Origin of the sequence: Bradyrhizobium embrapense, assembly GCF_001189235.2 — a bacterium.
Taxonomy (GTDB): Bacteria; Pseudomonadota; Alphaproteobacteria; order Rhizobiales; family Xanthobacteraceae; genus Bradyrhizobium; species Bradyrhizobium embrapense.
In genome coordinates this window covers 119340-135011 of the sequence record NZ_LFIP02000001.1, presented here as the reverse complement: position 1 = coordinate 135011, position 15672 = coordinate 119340, and the positions used below count along the sequence as shown (strand labels likewise).

Sequence of the window (15672 nt, the reverse complement as noted above, 5' to 3'; positions counted from 1 at the left end):
ACTCGGTCTGAGCTATGACCCGTTGCCCGGATCTAATCGTGACGCGGACCCGGTCGTCTCCATTTCCAGAATTCACCTTTGTGATTGTCAGAGAGGGCCTCAAGCTGCGCTCCATTGTCCGCGACCGACCCGAACGCCGGCGCCCAGCTGGAGCACCTGCCGGATCTTGGCCTGGTAATTCGGGTTGGTGGCCGCCTTCGGGTGAGACGCGAAGGCGCGGTAGATTTCGGCGAGGGCGACGGGACCGCGCTGCGCGCGCAGCCAATCGACGATCGCCTCGCGCCAGGTCGTCGCCAGCGCCAGGACCGCGACGCTCCGCGGCAGCCGCAGCGGCAGGAATTGACCGAAGTCGGGATCGACGGCGGCGAGCACCTCGGCGTGCCGATCGCCATAGGCGCAGAGAACGGAGGGCGCGCCGGAGTCGCCGGCGGTGCCGCCGTCCGGGGTGCAGAAGTCGATCCGACCGCGCGGGAACAAGACCGCGGTGGCGCGCTCCCAGACGTAGCGGAAAAAGGTCGACGTCTCCGTGCGGGCGAAGATCAGCGCGATGCCGCGACCGTGCGCGGCCATTCTCGCCATGAAGCGACCGAGCAGCCCGCGGAGATAGGGCGGGTTCAGCCAGACGTCGCCTTCCCACGGCAGCAGCAGGCCGTTGTCGTTGATGGTGTAGTGCCGGCGGGCCGTCGGCCACGGCTGGTCGACCATCGCGCTCGGATCCAAGTCGTACGCTTCCCAGCCGCCGAGCATGCGCAGCAGCCAGGGCGGCGTCAGCCAGTTGTCGGTGCGATTGCGCCGCGGTGTCTGATGGGCGCCCATGCCAGCGAAAAGCGGTGCCGTCATTGCTTCGCTCCCATTCCGCAGGTCGGGCAGTCGGTGAACGATGGGCCGATGTGTCCGCAGGCAGGACAGCCGCCGGGTTGAGCGGTCGACTCGCTGTAGCCGTTCTGCTTCAGCCAGTCCCGAGAGGCTTGGCGTTCTTCCTCGGTCAACCCGACGATGCCGGCATCACACCGCATCTTGTGCATGAGAACGAGCCGGGCCTGCGGCAACCACTGTCGCGGCTGCGGCATGTTCCACTTGGTCATGAACTTCTGAAACGTGGTCTCGTCCAGCGATCGGATCGCGGCGAGCCGGTCTTTCACCCAAGCGCGGCCGGCGGTCATGGTGCCATCCTCATCTGCCAGACGGCGCCGTCGATCAGGTAGACGATGCGCTCGCCCCAGGCCGCCAGTTTCATCGCGGTGCTGACGCCGGTGTCGCGGACCTTGTTCATGACGCCCGTGGTCGGGACGAAGATCGTGATCTCGAAGTCATTGGTGATGGTGGCAGCGACCCCACGCGGCAGGATGGCCATGTTGAGCTCGGCGCTGTCGACCGGCCCGGTCCACACCTGATAGGTCGTGAAGGTGCGATCGAACGTCAGTTCGATGCGGTAGAAGTTTCCTTGTCCGCTGATGACAGCGAAGGCGGCGAAGCGACCTGCGGCCTTGCCTGAGACTATTGTCCCGCCGTCGAGCTCCGGCACCCGGATCTGCGAGATGCCGCCGGCATGCGGGAGCACCACGAAGGCGTTGCCGAGCGCGTCGGTAACGGCGACGTCATCCAACCAGGTCGTGGCGCCGACCAGCATGTTCCAGCGCCGATCCATGATCATGCGCGGCCGGCCGCCGACATCGTTGAGCTCGAGCTCAATCAACTCGCGGTCGGTGACGCCGAATAGCGTCTCGCCGGCGCGGAAGACGCGGCGGAGCGGTACCGGCTGATCGGCAAACCTGCGGCCGCCGGCGCCGCCGACCATCTCGAACGGGATGTGCGCGAAAAGGATCTCGTTCTGGGTCGGGAGCGAAATGACCCAACCCTCTGGGACCTTGATGACCTCGGCGTCCGCCGGCACCTGGTGCGCGATCGCGCCGCCAGTCGAGAGGTCGACGACTTCGCCGGACGTCAGCCGGGCGGCGCCGTTCGCCCAGACCCGCGTGACATGCCAGCCGCCACGCGCGAACACCTTCTCGAACACCAGCGCGCCGCCGGTCGCCGTCGTGACGGCCCGCATGATCTGCGCCGCCTTCGCCGGCTTGCCCTTTGCCGTCGGCGCCGGCGGCGTCCCGCGCTTGCCGAGTTGGAACGTGGTCTGGAACCAGTCCAGCAGCGGGCCAGGGATGCAGGCAAAGTCGCGGACCGACAGCGGCATCTTGGCCCGCTTGTCGAAGACCGACGCGTTGTCCTTCATCCTCTGGACGAGATCGGCAGGCTTATAGCCTTCGATCCGACCCTTGTAGGGGTGGATGCCGGTGAAGACTTGGAACGCCACGATGCCCCACGCGAACCAATCCGTCTGAGCATCGAACGAGGAGGCGTGCCAGTCGCGGATGGACGGCATGATGACCGAGGCGCCCCAGCGGCCGATCGCCCAGGAATCGACGTCGATCACCGAGGCGGTCGCCGCGGCACCCTTCCGGAAGCCGACCAGCCAATTGAGCTCGTTCGCGTCGACCAGCACTGCCTTCTGGCTGTGGGCATATTCGACGATCTCGTACATGGACTGCGTCAGCGCGACGGCGTCGCCATCCGCGAAACCGGTCCGCACCCGGTAATCCGACACGAATACCCGCGACATCGGCTCGCCGTCGACGAACGGCATGTAGAAGCCGACCGGCTTCCTCGAGTCATCCAGCACCAGTCCTTGCGGCGCCACGATGCCGGCATGCTTCAGGCTGGCCAGCGCCTTCACCTTCTCCGGCATGCCGTCGCGCGCCATCTTGTCGGCGTCGGTGTAGAGCTTCACGATGGTCTTGCCGGTCCGGTAGATCGAGCCTTCGCCGCCGGAAGTGACGTAATTGGCCTCGCGCAGCGTCATCGCGCCGCGGCCCTCGAGGTGGACGTTGATCGTGCCCCTGCGCGCCATCAGTTGCAGTCCTCCGGCTCATAGGGTTCGTAGACGTGGTGCTCGGCGAGCCATTCCTCCATGCGCTCTCGCTCCTCGGTCGAAAGGCGGGCGCGAAACTCCCAGATCCATCGGCAAAGGCGGACAATGGCGGCAGCAAGCTCGAACGCTGGGCGCTGCCAGGCCTGGCGCCGGCCCCAGCGAAGATGGTTGTAGATCCCGCTGAAGCGCTCGAATGCCGGCGTGTTGGGCATGGACGAGACGATCTGGATTTCGCAGGGGGCGCCACCGCAGGCGCCGTGCATCGGCGAATAGGTCGTTTCGCTGCCCGGCGAATAGCCGTACTCGACCGTCACGGGGTAACCGTTGTCGCGGGTAAAGTCTTGGAAATAGGTCGCGCCCATCACTCGGCCTCGTGGTCGATGTGGATGCAGGCCATGGCGATATCGTCGATCGGGCCTTTGCCGTGCGCCTGGCAGTCCTTGAGGAACCGCAGCATGCGGCGCTTCACAAAGGCGCCACCGGTCGACTTGAAGGACATCAGCTGGGTGACGACTTCGCGCCAGTCCATGCCGTCGACCTGCGTCACGCCGTCGGAGAAGACGGCGATGAGCCTGAACATCTGCAGATCATGATCAATGCTGGTGCCGACGAGCCCGGCCTCGACCGGGTGTGGAAGGCTAAACTCACCGTCCCAGGAGACCACATGCTGGGAGAACCCAAGGGCGTCCGGACCACCGTGAGCGGAAATGAAATCCCGATAGTTGTCGCGCCGCTCGTAGGCCCGATAGACGGGCATGTTGTTTGCCCAGTCGATCTTGTTCATAACCAGCCGCCCATCGCGATGGACTGCAGCAATCACGCCGTCGCCGACAACGCGCGAGATGGCGCGGTCACCCCAGATCGCGATGTAGAGGCTGGTTGCCAGCATGTCTTCGGGCTTGAGGCAAAGAGCCATCATCGCGCGACGATCGCGGTCGTGGCAGTGACGATCGATCGACCTCTCATCCAGATGCGGGTTCTCTATGATGGCCGTGAGCGTCGAGTGGGCGACCACGCGAGATCCAACGTCCGTCTTTCCGCCGCTTGAGCAGCCGTCAGAGATTATGGCGGCCGCAAAGAAGTCGCTGTCGGTGTGCGACAGCGCGTAGTCCTGGCACGGCATGCCGCCGCGGAGATGCTGCGATCCGATATGAAAGGAGTGGTCAACTGTGAAGCGCATGATGTTCTCCGCGGCGGCTGGGATCAGATCGTGGCCGCGATGGCTTGGCTGGGACCGCCGGTGCCGAGCGCCTGCGACGTGCTCGAAACCGACTGCGAGACAAAGGCCGCCAACTTGGCCAGCTTGCCTTTGGTGACGTCGCCGGCGTCGATGTACTGGGTGATGCCGGCTTCCTTCTGGAACCGGCCGAGCGCCGCGGTGCAGGCGGCGGCATTGATCCCGATCAGGATGCTGACGTGGCTCTCGAGGAATTCTTCCTTCGTCGCCCGCGCGATCTCGGCCTTGATCATGGCCGGTGATGCGGCGCCGCCGGTGTCCTCGCCGTCGGTGATGAAGAAGCTGATGCCGTTGGCGTTGAATTCCTGGTCGAAGAGCATCTTCGCATAGGCATTCGCGGCGCCGACGCCGACGTAGCAGGCGTCGAAGAGCGGCGTTCCGCCGCCGGCGCTGAGCCGGTCATATGCGGTCTGGTCGACGCTGGCCAACGGGATGAAACCATGCACCTCGTTGATGCCGCCAGGATACGAACTGCTGAATGCCGCGACGCGGACCAGCAGGTTTTCCGACCGTGGCGATTTCCGGCAGGCCTCGACCGACGCCTTGATCATGGCGATCAGGTCGCTGAGGAACGGCGAGACCGATCCGCTCATGTCGACTTCGATATCGACCAGGGTGTACTCGGTGGCGCCGAGCCCTGCGATACGGGCACCGGTGAATGAGAAGTTGCCGCCGAGGTTGTGGGTTTCGATGTCAGTTCCGTCGAGACGGGGCATTGTGGCTCCTTTCGGGAATTCGAGGGTGGTGTCGTGGAATCAGGCCAGGAAGGCGTCGGACGTCGTGAGGACGAGCCCGCGCGCTTCCATGTCCTTCAGGAACTGCTGCGCGATCGCCGGGAAGTCGGGTCCGCCGGGCGTCTGCGGGACCGGCGACATGCAGTCCGTCAAGATGTGGATCTTGCGAAGGTGGTCGTCGCCGATGTTGTCGACGATCTGCCGGATCGTGGTGGCGACGCAGTGCGAGGATGCCTCGCCGGCGATGCCGATGACGTCGGCTTCCTGCAGCACGCTGAGGAAGCCACCGTTCAACTGGGTCGAGGGATCGGCGGGATCCGGCACCTCAGCCATCAGAGCTCCGTAGTGCTCCGTGAAGGTGTTGGTGCCCTTCGTGACGAAATCGATCGTGGCGAAGTTGTCGCGCTCCCAGGCGGCGAGCTCGTCGCGAAGGACGTCGACGACGTTGTGGCCCCAGCTGCCGATGATGCAGTGTTCCGGCCAGATCATGAGAACGAACTTGCCGGCCGCCTCGAGCGCGGCGGTGTAGTCCAGCATGCGCCTGCGGAGCGTGTGGTTGCGCGGCTCCCACATGCCCGACTTGATGTCGGCGTTGGTGATCATGGTGAACGGGGCAGGGTGCTTGCCGTCGGCACCGCGCCAGAACCCAGGATGCGCAACGTCGATGACGCGGTGCGAGTCCAGCGTGACGTGGATGTCATTCAGCCGCCGGCCGATCCGCTTCACGACACCGGCGACGCGCGTCATGTCGGCGACGGCGCCGGCAACCGGCAGCGCTGCCCCCTTCTGGTCCATGAAGTCGTTCTGGGGGTCGATGATGATGAGATCTGCTTTAACGGTCTTGCGCATTGGTTCACCTCCTGCGGGATGTTTGGGTCAATCGTCGTAGTCATCGTAGCCATCGTCGAGCGGACCGTGCTCGCGATCGTAACGGTCGAGTTCTTCGCGAATTGCGTCGTCTTGCTTCTTCTTGCAGCCGCCGCAGACGCGGTAGACCGGTCCTGCCGAGCCCTCGTCGATGTCGCGGGTGTTGCTCAGGTCCGTGGCGTTCGTCTTGCACCAGTCGCATCGACCAGTTCGCGCCTCCGGAGATCTTGCATAGACGCGCTGAGCCTCGAGACACTCCGTGCAGAGATCATTCATCTCGGAGCCGAAGGAGTCGGTCTCGCCTTGGATGCGCGCTACCGCCGGCCGATCGGGGTGGCGGTCACACATCGTGCCGTCCGGCAGACGGTGACCGGAGCCCGGCAGCGTCGAGATAGGACCGGTGACGTCAGCCATGGGCGGCCTCCCGCTTCAGGGCTTCCGCGATCTCGGGCGACACGGTGCCGCCGGTCTTGGCGAGATACGCCGCCATCAGCGCGGCGGTGAGATTGTCGCCCTCGAACCGGCGCTCGCTCCAGTCGGTGTAATCGCCGCAGACCTCGACCGCGCTGTCCGGCCCCATGTTGAAATCGGGGTTGTCACAAAACAGCGTGACGCTGTGGGCCTCATCCGCGCGCAGGGCCTCGACGAGCAGCCACGCTGCCGGCGGAACAGGCTTCCGCGCCGACCAGGCTTGAACGCTCGCCTCGCAGTGGCAGGCCCTGCACTGGACCTTGGGGATTTCCTTCATGCCGTCGTTGAGCGAAACCCAATGGCTAAAGGAGTTCAGGTTCGTGCCGAGACAGAGCGGGCAGGGATAGATAGCGCCGTCGATGCTCATGCCGCTTTGCCTTCCTGCTTGACCCGCGCATAGTGCCAATCCCGAACCGTCCGATAGGACAGTCCGCTCAGGATCTCGGTCGCGCGCTTGCACTGCTCGAGCGTGAACATGCCGAAGTGGCAGGCATCGCGATCGATACCGAGGTGGTGCGCCAGGTAGCGGTAGAGCCGGGACCGAGCCGCCTTCAGGATCCTGGTCTTCGCTTTGTGGTCCTCGGGATCGTATTGGCCTGTCGTCACCGCGCTCTTCCAGATCGGATCGAAGACGTTGTCGTGCAGGTTCGATCGCGCTGCGCGGGTGGCGGCATCTGCCGGCGTGCCGAGGCTCTTCGTGGTGCCGGGATGGCAGCCGCAATATTTGCCGCAGCGGTCGCACTTGTAGAAGTGCTTCCAATGCAGGTCGCGCCGATGCGGATAGATCTCTTTTCCGGTCGTCAGGCGGGTGGCGATGCCGCAGCAGATGGGAGCGGTGTCTGTCATGCTGCACGAGCCTCCGGCTTATCGATGTTGGCTTTGATGACTTTGAAGGTGAGGGCGACGACCTCGGGGTTCTTGTCCCACGAGCCCATACCGTGTAGCGACCGCCAGAGCGCGGAGAAGCAAGCAACGGCATCGGTCCCGCGGTTGAGCCCGGCCCAGTAGTCGCGCTCGCCGCGGTGCTCGACACCTTCGGCGATGGCATCAGCCTCGGTGATCGTGGTCAGCCGCTCGATCTTCGTCGCGGTGACGATCAGCGTGATACGGGAGACCCAACGCGGCATATGGATCGAAGGAACGCTCGCGCCGCGCTTGCCGCCGTAACGGTAAAGAGCGACGAATTCGTCGGCCTCTTCGGCGTTCGCCGCCGTCGACATGATCCAGGCATTGTCGGCGGCGTAGCGGACGCCGTCCCATCCCTCTGCGTTCGGTTCGCCCTTGACGGACTCGCGCACCCAGAGGCGGTCGCCAGCCTTCACGCGCTGCCACGGTGACGGGGGCCAAGCGATACGCGCGGAAGTATCGTCCGGACCGCTGACCTTGCAGCCCTTCTTTCGGAGCTTCGCCGCCTGTTCGCCGTCTTCGTCGTCGTAGACGGTGAACGGCTCGCCCCAAGCGAGGCGCCGCGTCATGGTCTTGCCGGTCCCCGGCGCTTCAACTTCGCGAAGCAGGGACTGCACCATCGGGGCGCTAAAGATTACCGGAACGTCCCTCATTTGCCGAACACCGCCTCGCAAACGGCACGGCACTTTGCGATGTCGAACCGGTCGTCGGTCCGGACTCCGCTTTCCATGTCGATCCAGTATCGACCTGGCATCTGCTCGAGCACCGACATGACGCCGCGGATGTTGTCGGGCGAGATGCCGCCGGCGTAACCAACCAGCCGATCGCCGCCGGGATGCATCGGCCAGGCCGTCGGCGCGACGCCGGTGCCGCCGCTGCGATCAAAGAGCCAGTCCACGGAGGTGTCGGCCGGGAACGCATCGGCGCGGGTCTGCGCGATCGCGCGCATCGATCCCCAGCCGTTGCGAAATTCGATGATCTTCGCCGGATCCGGCTCGGCGTGGTTCACCTGAACCCGGTTCAGGTACCCGAGGTCGACCGGGATGGTGTCGACGATGGACTCGCCTGCCATGATCCGGCGGCTGTAGTCGCCGCAGAGGTGCGCTGACAGCCGGAGCCCGCTCCACATGAAGCGGGACAGCGCGTCGCCGTCGGGATAGCGCGGATCGGTGCCCTGGCGCTTTGGGCTGAACAAGACACCGAACTCGACAGGGTACTTGATCGAGAGGACGTGGATGTCGTGGAGCTCGGTCCAGTTGTCGATACCGGTGAAGGTGATGAACTCGGGCTTCATGCCGTGGCTCCATGATGCTGCGGAACGCGCAGGGGGTTGTCATAACCAGGTGGCAAATGGGCTTGCAGGTCGCGCTTCACGTAATGGCGCGCGCCGACCTCGCGGCACGCCTGAGTCACGTCGCGGGTGTATGCCGCCCAATCGATCGTCTTGGAGATCTTGGGGACGTAGTTGGCGCGCCCGATCTTGTAGAGATCCACGAACCTGTACGTTGCCCGGACGATCGCAACCGAAGCTGCGGCATCGAGCGTCGGTTCGAGCGACACCCAAGTGAAAATGCCGGCCTGGTGGAAGGTCTCCAGCACGGCGATCCGCTCGCCGGGCAACGCCGCATTGCGCTCCCATGTCTGCGAGAACTCATCGTCCAACGTTGTCAGCGTGCAGGCGTAAGCGTCCCGCTCGCGGCGGTATTCCGGCAGGAACGATAGCGCACGACGTCCACCCTTGGACAAAGTGCAGAACGACATGCCGCCTTCCTTGAGAGCATGCATTGTTTGCCGAGTCAGGGAGAGGTCGCCGCGGTGGAACGGGTCGCTGGAGAACGTGATGAAGATCTGATCGGCGGGGTGACCGTCGGAGACGCCGGCGGCCTGATAGCGTCGGATATCGCGGTCGAGCCGCTGCATGAACCCAGGTCGCGGTACTGCGCCCTGGTCGAAAGTCAGCCGCGGGATATGCGTCGCCGGCGGAACGTAGCAATAGGCGCAGCCGTGTCCGCAGCCTCGATAGGGGTTCGTCGCCAGCGGCGCGTACTCACCGGCGTTGCCCTTCGGCCGATAGATGACGTCGGCGCCAGGCACGATCGGCTGATCGGCGAAATATCCGTCGGTCATCGTCATAGTTGGCCCCCGATCTGGCAGGGTTGACCGTCGTTCATCTCGGCCATGACCTCGGCGACGATCGGCAGAAACTTGCGGTAGGCGTGCAGCACCGTGGTGTGGTCGCGACCGCCGAAACTGCGGCCGATCTCGTTGTGGCTGGTCGTGGTCAGCAGCTTCGAGAGGCACATCGCGATCTGCCGGATGCGCGTCACGCCGTGTCGGCGTGAATGGTGCGTGAAGCCGTCCTGGCTGACCTTGAAAGCGCGACCGACCGCAGCCTTGATCAAATTGACCCGGCGCTGGTTCGCCGGCATTTGGCAAAGCAGGGCGCGGTATGCGGCGATCGACCTGCGGATCGCCACGCGCTCGGCTTCGCCGCTCAACTTCCGAACTTCCTCCGGCGCCCGTCTCAACTGCGACGGAACGATATCCTCGACGGTCGCGAAGGCGGCCGGCGCCGGCAGGCGGAGAAGACCCGGGGGCAGCGCCAGCGTGTCGCGCTGCCACTGCGGGACCACAACCGGCAACCGAGCTCGGACCTGACGATAGTGGGCCGACAACTCAGCCAACGTGCTGAATTCAAGGGATGCTGATGCTGCCGAATTCATCCAAACCTCCGGACCTTTCGTTTTGGGAAGGTCGACCGCCCGCGGATCTTCCGCTTCGGCTTTGCCGGCTTGGGATCGGTCATCCGCTTGATCTTCGCGCGACGATGGGAGTCGGAGCCGACGGTCGTGGCGCCGTTCCCATGGGTTCGGACGTCGTGGCCGGCGACCGTGCACGCATCAATGAATGCGGCGTCGTTCGCCGGCGGGATCGTGTCGTCCGCCACGGTGTCGAACTGTCGCTCCCAGAGGGCCGGGCGGTGATCAAACCGGGTGTTTTCGAGCGTGCCGAGCTTCTCGCCGGTCTGCTTGCACTTGCCTTCCTGTCGGATGACGACGTCCAGCTTGGTGCGGACGGGCATAGCCGGCCGCTTCCAGTCCGACGGCGGGCGATCGAGGATGGTCATCGCGCGATGATCTCCTCGACCTTCTTGGTGCACGCCGCGAGATCGATCGAACCGGTCAGACGCTCCGTATGGGCGGCGAAGATCTTCTCAGCCTTCGGGTGATTCAGGTCGTCGAAGGCGTTCGCCTCTCCGTTGGCCTTGTACCAAGCGAGCGACATCTTCCCGAGCTTGGCCGGGCCGCCGTTCTCGATGGTGGAGAGGGTCCTGTGATAGGAGCGAAGCTGATCGGGAGCGGACGCGCCACGGCCACGGGACGCATCCGCTCCGTCAGCAGTCGAGCTTTGGGGAACGCTCGACTGCGGTTTGCTGTCCTGGGCGGAGGTTGGGCCGGACAGCAAATCAGGTTGGGACGAGCCGCTGGCGGTGCGCTCCTGGCTCGTCCCTTCATCGGCGGGGGCTGGCTTCGCCGACGTCTGCGCCGAGGTGGCAGCGCTGTCCGATCCGACCGCGGGTTGATGTCCCGCCGCATGGTCAGATGGATGCGCTGCCTCCGCCGCGGCGGATTCCGTGGCCGGCTTCTCACCGGTCTGGCTGCCTTCCTGCGCAGCTGAGGTGCGTTCTTCGTTGCCGGCCGTATCGGCTGCGCCACCGGCCTGCTGTTCGGCACCGCCGGTGTCCTTCTTCACCAACGGGTTGTAGTCGGGATCGGCCTGGGACGGCTTCTCCTTGGCGAACATCTCCTCGACCGTGGCTTCGCCGTTCTTGATCGACATGAACATGCCGCGCAGGGTTGCGATGTGCTCGAGTCGGATTTCGGCCTCTCCATTGACGTCGAGAGCCTCGAAGATCTGATCGGGCGTGACGCCATAGGTCGCGAATGCCTTGATGGCCTTGTCGCGGTTCTGAGAAAGCGTCGCGGTGGTGCCGGCGACGACTTCGCGAGCCGCATGATAGGCGGGCCGATAGACGCCGCGCGGAATGCCGGCGAGGATCGCGTTACGCTTCGCGATCGAGCAGGCAGCGTTCCCGGTGACTGTGATCATGTCTTCGGAGAAGAGGTTGCCGCTGGAGGTCGAGATCCGGCGCCGCACCGTCGCGGTCGAAGCCATGTTCGTCTCAAGATCGTGGAACGTGCCGACGGCCTCGACGTACTTGTCCTTCTTGTTGACCGTGACGACGTGAGCCTCGATCCGGCAGTTGCCCCAGCATTGGGCCGCGATCTCGGCCAGGCGAATGCTCGGTCCTTCGATCGCCGCGTTGGCGGTATCGGTCGAGTCACCACCGCCGCGGTTCTGCTGCTTCTTCTTGCGGACGAGCGCGTACAGCGACTCCGCGGCCGTCTCTTCGTCGAGTGTCGCCAGGCTCTTGATGTTGCCGATCGCGCGCGAGACGTTCCGCGGATACATCTTGGCGGTAGCGATCTGACCGTCGATCTCGGCGCGCAGCATCGCCGGCATCGCACTTTCCACAACGACGGCGGGCAACGTTTGACGTTCTTGGTCGCGCTCGTCGACAATCATATTCATCGTCAGTCCTCAGTGGTTTAGGTGAAAGCCCAAGACGGGAAGTCGGTGTCGCCCCAGACCTCGGCCGGGAGCTCCGGCACCCAGTCCTGGTCAAGGCCAAACTTCTCGACGTAGAGGCGGTAGTTCTTGATGGCGTCGTCGATATCGACGGCGGCCTGGCGGAAGATCATGCTGCCGAGATCGAATTCGGCGACGACTGGCTGCGGCGCGCCCGAGGCCTTGATCAGCACCCAGACCCATTTCAGAGCCTCGGCCGAGTGCGGATCGCGCTCCGCGATGGACAAGGCGGCAAACACGGACTCGAGGAAGGCGGGCGAGTAGGGGCAATCGAAGACCTTGCCGTCGGCGTACAGCTTGGCGGCGACCTTCAGCGCGCGGATGTATGCCGCGGCCTGCAGGTCGTACCGCATGCGCGAGATCGCCTTCTTGGCACCTTCCCTCAGTCGCTCCTGCAGGAACGGCCGGAAGGATTTCAGGTCGACCACGGCATGTGACAGCAGGTGGTCGATGCGGGCTTTCAGCCGGACGCCGTTCTCGACATAGAAGATCGAGACCTCCGATGCACCGGCGGTGAAAGTGCCGTCTTCCATGACGGGTGCAAGCTTCGGCTCCCGCTGCATCCATTCCACGGCGCGCTCGATGTGCTCGATCGCCTCACGCGGAATGATGGTCTTGCCAGCGTGCTCGGTCTCGAACCGAGCCATGATCTCGTCCCAGATCGGGATGCTCTGGTCGAACTCGCGGATCGCGGTGGCCACCAATGCCTTGGTGTTACCGACCTTGGTCAGGCCCAGCTTCTTGGCGTGCTCGCGGAGGTGATCCATCGTCACGAGCGCGTTCGGATAGTCGGCCAGCGCCGGCGCGATCGGGAAGCGCTCGGCCAAGAACTGCTTTCCCTCGAGCGCGCGACAGTGGATCGCGCGGCCCCACTTCAACTGGAACGTTTCCTTCTGCTCGGCGCCGTGCAGGCGGCCGTGCTGGTACTCGATCGGGTCGATCACCAGTTCCTTCAGCTTCGTGGATCCGAGCGAGGTGTCCTGGTGGTATTTGTCCTCGGGCACGCCGAAGTAGATGCCGGGCTCGAATTTCACCGGTTCGCTCGCGGCAACGTCGGGGCTGACAACGGCATTCATGGCCGACCACCCACAACCTTGGCCGACCTGGCGGCGAGCCATTCCTTGACGTCGGTCGGCGCGCCGTCGCGGATCCATGCGTCGACCTCCGAAACCGACATCGTGATCTCGGCACCGGAATGCCTCTTGGCGATATGCACCAGGACGACGAGCGCGAAGATCGTGGCCAGCACCTCAACTATGAACGAGCCGCCGAGATAAAGGCGCGAGACCGCGATCGCTCCAATCAGAAGCACCCAGAAGAGGATCTGGCAGAGCAGGTTGAGGACGCGATTTGACGGCCTCGTCTCGACGTGAAGTTCGACCTTGGTGAGGGACACGTTGGGATCTCGCAATCGGATTGCCCGGGAAAGGTGCCGCGCGAGATGAGACCCGCGCGGCAAGTTGGGGAGGAGCCGTCTTCCGGTCAGGAGCCGGAAGCGTCGCCGGTCGGCGGAGTCGCAGCGGGATCGGTGACAGTCGGCGGATCGATCGACGGCGGCGTGATGGACGGCGGGTCCTGCACGACCGGCTGCGACGCCGGCGGCGGCGAGACGGTCGTCGCGGCCGGGACGGCGGCGGTGAGGGCGGCCGCATCGTCGGCCATCTTGCCGGTCACCGCCTGGATGTTGGCGACCGCCTGCGTGATGACCGAGTTGCCATTTGCATTGTCGGCGATGACCTGCAGAACCGGCAGGATGGCGGTGTGCAGGCTGCCGTAGCCGGCAGCCAGCGCGACAACCGCGTTGTTGAGATCGTCTTGGGCAGACATCTGTTGGTCCTCTTTTCTCAGAATTCGCTCCTGCATGTGCTTCAGTTCCAGCGCCCAAGGCGGAGCAGAGTCCCAGGGCGAAGAGCGATGAGGGCGGAAGAAACGGAGAATGGTGTCGAACATGGCGATCACTCCGCGGCTTGCTGCTTGGCGCCGCGGACGTGGCCGTCTTCGATCACCACTGCGGTTGGCCGGTTTGAATTGACGGTCTCCGCGATGACGAGCAGATCCTGCTCGTCAGCCAAGCGGACAAGGGACGCCCAGGACTCGTCGTCCAGCAGTGCGGCGTGCTTGGTCGTCAGGAAGCGGAGCCGCGGCTGCAGCTTCATCGCGATGGCGACGGCAAGGCCGAGCTTCTGCGCCTGGCTGGCCTGGGCGAGGGGGTGACCGTCGAGCAAGATGACGCCGTCCCCGAAGGACAAGCCGGGTATCGGCATGTCGGCGCGGGCAATGGCTTCCTGCTTCTCGGTCTCGCGGGCGACGATCGCCTTGCTGAGGGCTTCGGACTTGGCCTCGAGCTCCGCCGCTTCGCTGGTGAGCCGCTCCTTCTCGACGCGTGCGCGTGCAGCGGCGGCTACCTTGGCATTCGTCTCGCGTGCCGCAGTGATCTTGGCTTGCAGTTCCTGCGTGTCGACCGATGGCGGCTCGTCGCCGGCGTCGCTGATCTCGAGCCGGATCTCGCCGGCCGCGGTCTCGGCGGCATCAGCCTCCGCGGTCAGCTTCTCGATCTCGGCTTGCAGTTGGTCGATCCGCTGGCGCGCAAGTTCGGCGGCCTGGTCGCGCTCCTGCGCCCGCTGCCGGCGCGCCGCCTGATCGGACCGGAAGCGCTGAACGGCGCCGTTCTTGTCGGCGGCTTGGGCGAGCTCCTGCACGAGCGCGGCCTCGTCCACCGCTTCGGTCGGCGCGGTTTGGTCGATGACAATGGCGTCGGCTCGGGTCCGCAGTGCCTTGGCATCGCGGTTGACCACGGTCCGGGCGTCGAAGTCCGCGTCATTGGCCTTCGCGATGGCATCAAAATCAATGCCGGAGACGAACGACTTGAGGAGGTCAAACTGCTCCTTCGGCTTCTTGTTGATGAAGTCGAGCGGGTCGTAGCTGAGTGATCCGATCAGGTCGTTCAGCATCTTCTGCGGATTGGAGAACTTCGATCCGTCCGCATCTTCGACGGTCAAGCTCGGCTTGAACGAGCCATCATCCTTGCGCTTGATGCGTCTTGTAACTTTCAGCTTCGTGCCGGAGTCGTCCCCGAGGTCGACCAACACGCGGCCTTCGTCCATTCCGTCATGGATAGGGTCCTGTGGGATGAACTTCTCGCCGCCCAGCGCCATCCAGAGGGCGTCGATGATCGAACTCTTACCTTGGCGGTTGGGCCCGGTGAGCTCCAGCGTGCGGCCATCGGGCCGGATCGTAACCGCAACTACACGGAGGATGCCTTCGATCTGGAATGAGAGAATTCGATAATTTTGCCTTTGCTCGGACATGCGAACCTACGGTGCAACGGTTGGAAGTGGGGTTCTGAGGAACTGCGGTTTGCCCGGCGGCAGGCCGGTGCCGTCTTCCTCGTCGTCGGCCGCGGCCAGCTGCTCCCGGCGGACATCGTCCAAGGTGCGCGGCCGCTGAACCGGCGCGGGTCCGGGCGGCGCCGCGACCACCGAGGGCCGCGGCGCCGTGGTGCCGTCGGCACGCACCGGAGCGACGGCCGGCGCCACTGCCGGCGCTCGGCGCGCGACGTCAACGGCAGACTCGGCGAGCGACTTCATGCTGTCGCCGACATCGTGAGCCGTGTCGAAAAGGCGCTTGGTGTGCGCCTCGAGGAAGGCGTTCCGCTCGAGCAACTGCCGGACTTCTGCCCGTGTCGCCGTGAGGTCCGCCTGATAGTTGGCCGCGCGGTCGTCCGCCTGGTCGAGCTCGCGTCTCAGCATCGCGATCTGGTCGCGTGCCGTGTTCAATTCATCGACGTCGGCCTGCCAGGCCTGACCGATGGTTTCCATGTTGGCGCCGAGCCGTAGCAACACGGTCGGATCGAGTTCGATGCGCCGCTGTTCAGCCATGGC

At 64.9% G+C, this 15672-nt stretch carries 21 protein-coding genes; all 21 read right to left on the bottom strand.

Features of this window, described 5'->3' with window-relative positions; translation table 11 throughout:
* Window positions 1–99 precede the first annotated feature (99 nt).
* The 21 genes from AKN83_RS00970 to AKN83_RS00870 all read right to left on the bottom strand — a co-directional run bounded on the left by AKN83_RS00970 (window position 100) and on the right by AKN83_RS00870 (window position 15669).
* The gene (locus tag AKN83_RS00970) at window positions 100–840 is read right to left on the bottom strand and encodes a DNA N-6-adenine-methyltransferase (RefSeq protein ID WP_063695138.1); all 741 of its coding nucleotides are present in this window, start codon (window positions 838–840) and stop codon (window positions 100–102) included.
* The gene (locus AKN83_RS00965) at window positions 837–1163 is read right to left on the bottom strand and encodes a hypothetical protein (protein ID WP_050400459.1); all 327 of its coding nucleotides are present in this window, start codon (window positions 1161–1163) and stop codon (window positions 837–839) included. Before AKN83_RS00965 ends, AKN83_RS00970 begins: the two co-directional genes overlap by 4 nt.
* A complete protein-coding gene (locus AKN83_RS00960) occupies window positions 1160–2905 on the bottom strand; it encodes a hypothetical protein (RefSeq protein WP_050400458.1) in 1746 nt (581 codons plus the stop codon). The genes AKN83_RS00965 and AKN83_RS00960 overlap by 4 nt, the downstream gene beginning before the upstream one ends.
* On the bottom strand, window positions 2905–3288 hold the full coding sequence (locus AKN83_RS00955) for a hypothetical protein (protein WP_050400457.1): 384 nt from the start codon (window positions 3286–3288) through the stop codon (window positions 2905–2907). The genes AKN83_RS00960 and AKN83_RS00955 overlap by 1 nt, the downstream gene beginning before the upstream one ends.
* Complete coding sequence (locus tag AKN83_RS00950; RefSeq protein WP_050400456.1) at window positions 3288–4106, bottom strand: protein phosphatase 2C domain-containing protein; 819 nt, start codon at window positions 4104–4106, stop codon at window positions 3288–3290. Before AKN83_RS00950 ends, AKN83_RS00955 begins: the two co-directional genes overlap by 1 nt.
* A 23-nt stretch (window positions 4107–4129) precedes the next feature.
* Window positions 4130–4879: a hypothetical protein gene (locus tag AKN83_RS00945; RefSeq protein ID WP_050400455.1), complete on the bottom strand. Its 750-nt coding sequence runs from the start codon at window positions 4877–4879 to the stop codon at window positions 4130–4132.
* A 39-nt stretch (window positions 4880–4918) separates the two neighbouring features.
* Window positions 4919–5746 (bottom strand): cysteine hydrolase family protein, encoded by an 828-nt coding sequence (locus AKN83_RS00940; protein ID WP_050400454.1) that lies wholly within the window; start codon window positions 5744–5746, stop codon window positions 4919–4921.
* Between the two features lie 27 nt (window positions 5747–5773).
* Window positions 5774–6178, bottom strand: coding sequence for a hypothetical protein (locus tag AKN83_RS00935; protein ID WP_050400453.1), 405 nt, complete (start codon window positions 6176–6178; stop codon window positions 5774–5776).
* Window positions 6171–6602, bottom strand: a complete 432-nt coding sequence (locus AKN83_RS00930) for a hypothetical protein (protein WP_050400452.1) — start codon at window positions 6600–6602, stop codon at window positions 6171–6173. Before AKN83_RS00930 ends, AKN83_RS00935 begins: the two co-directional genes overlap by 8 nt.
* Complete coding sequence (locus AKN83_RS00925; RefSeq protein WP_050400451.1) at window positions 6599–7081, bottom strand: zinc-finger-containing protein; 483 nt, start codon at window positions 7079–7081, stop codon at window positions 6599–6601. Before AKN83_RS00925 ends, AKN83_RS00930 begins: the two co-directional genes overlap by 4 nt.
* Window positions 7078–7761, bottom strand: a complete 684-nt coding sequence (locus AKN83_RS00920; protein WP_050400450.1) for a hypothetical protein — start codon at window positions 7759–7761, stop codon at window positions 7078–7080. Before AKN83_RS00920 ends, AKN83_RS00925 begins: the two co-directional genes overlap by 4 nt.
* A 29-nt stretch (window positions 7762–7790) precedes the next feature.
* A complete protein-coding gene (gene trpF / locus AKN83_RS00915; protein ID WP_050400449.1) occupies window positions 7791–8435 on the bottom strand; it encodes a phosphoribosylanthranilate isomerase in 645 nt (214 codons plus the stop codon).
* Window positions 8432–9274 carry a radical SAM protein gene (locus AKN83_RS00910; RefSeq protein WP_050400448.1) on the bottom strand — a complete coding sequence of 281 codons (843 nt, stop codon included), beginning with the start codon at window positions 9272–9274 and terminating at the stop codon, window positions 8432–8434. Before AKN83_RS00910 ends, trpF begins: the two co-directional genes overlap by 4 nt.
* Window positions 9271–9864: a helix-turn-helix domain-containing protein gene (locus AKN83_RS00905; protein WP_083991867.1), complete on the bottom strand. Its 594-nt coding sequence runs from the start codon at window positions 9862–9864 to the stop codon at window positions 9271–9273. Before AKN83_RS00905 ends, AKN83_RS00910 begins: the two co-directional genes overlap by 4 nt.
* Window positions 9861–10268, bottom strand: a complete 408-nt coding sequence (locus AKN83_RS00900) for a hypothetical protein (protein ID WP_050400446.1) — start codon at window positions 10266–10268, stop codon at window positions 9861–9863. Before AKN83_RS00900 ends, AKN83_RS00905 begins: the two co-directional genes overlap by 4 nt.
* Window positions 10265–11734: a hypothetical protein gene (locus AKN83_RS40840; protein WP_063695136.1), complete on the bottom strand. Its 1470-nt coding sequence runs from the start codon at window positions 11732–11734 to the stop codon at window positions 10265–10267. The genes AKN83_RS00900 and AKN83_RS40840 overlap by 4 nt, the downstream gene beginning before the upstream one ends.
* A gap of 17 nt (window positions 11735–11751) precedes the next feature.
* Complete coding sequence (locus AKN83_RS00890; RefSeq protein WP_050400444.1) at window positions 11752–12867, bottom strand: PD-(D/E)XK nuclease-like domain-containing protein; 1116 nt, start codon at window positions 12865–12867, stop codon at window positions 11752–11754.
* On the bottom strand, window positions 12864–13187 hold the full coding sequence (locus AKN83_RS00885) for a hypothetical protein (RefSeq protein ID WP_050400443.1): 324 nt from the start codon (window positions 13185–13187) through the stop codon (window positions 12864–12866). Before AKN83_RS00885 ends, AKN83_RS00890 begins: the two co-directional genes overlap by 4 nt.
* Before the next feature lie 86 nt (window positions 13188–13273).
* Complete coding sequence (locus tag AKN83_RS00880) at window positions 13274–13741, bottom strand: hypothetical protein (protein ID WP_157113152.1); 468 nt, start codon at window positions 13739–13741, stop codon at window positions 13274–13276.
* Between the two features lie 5 nt (window positions 13742–13746).
* Complete coding sequence (locus tag AKN83_RS00875; protein ID WP_050400441.1) at window positions 13747–15099, bottom strand: AAA family ATPase; 1353 nt, start codon at window positions 15097–15099, stop codon at window positions 13747–13749.
* A 6-nt stretch (window positions 15100–15105) separates the two neighbouring features.
* Window positions 15106–15669, bottom strand: coding sequence for a hypothetical protein (locus tag AKN83_RS00870; protein ID WP_050400440.1), 564 nt, complete (start codon window positions 15667–15669; stop codon window positions 15106–15108).
* Window positions 15670–15672 lie beyond the last annotated feature (3 nt).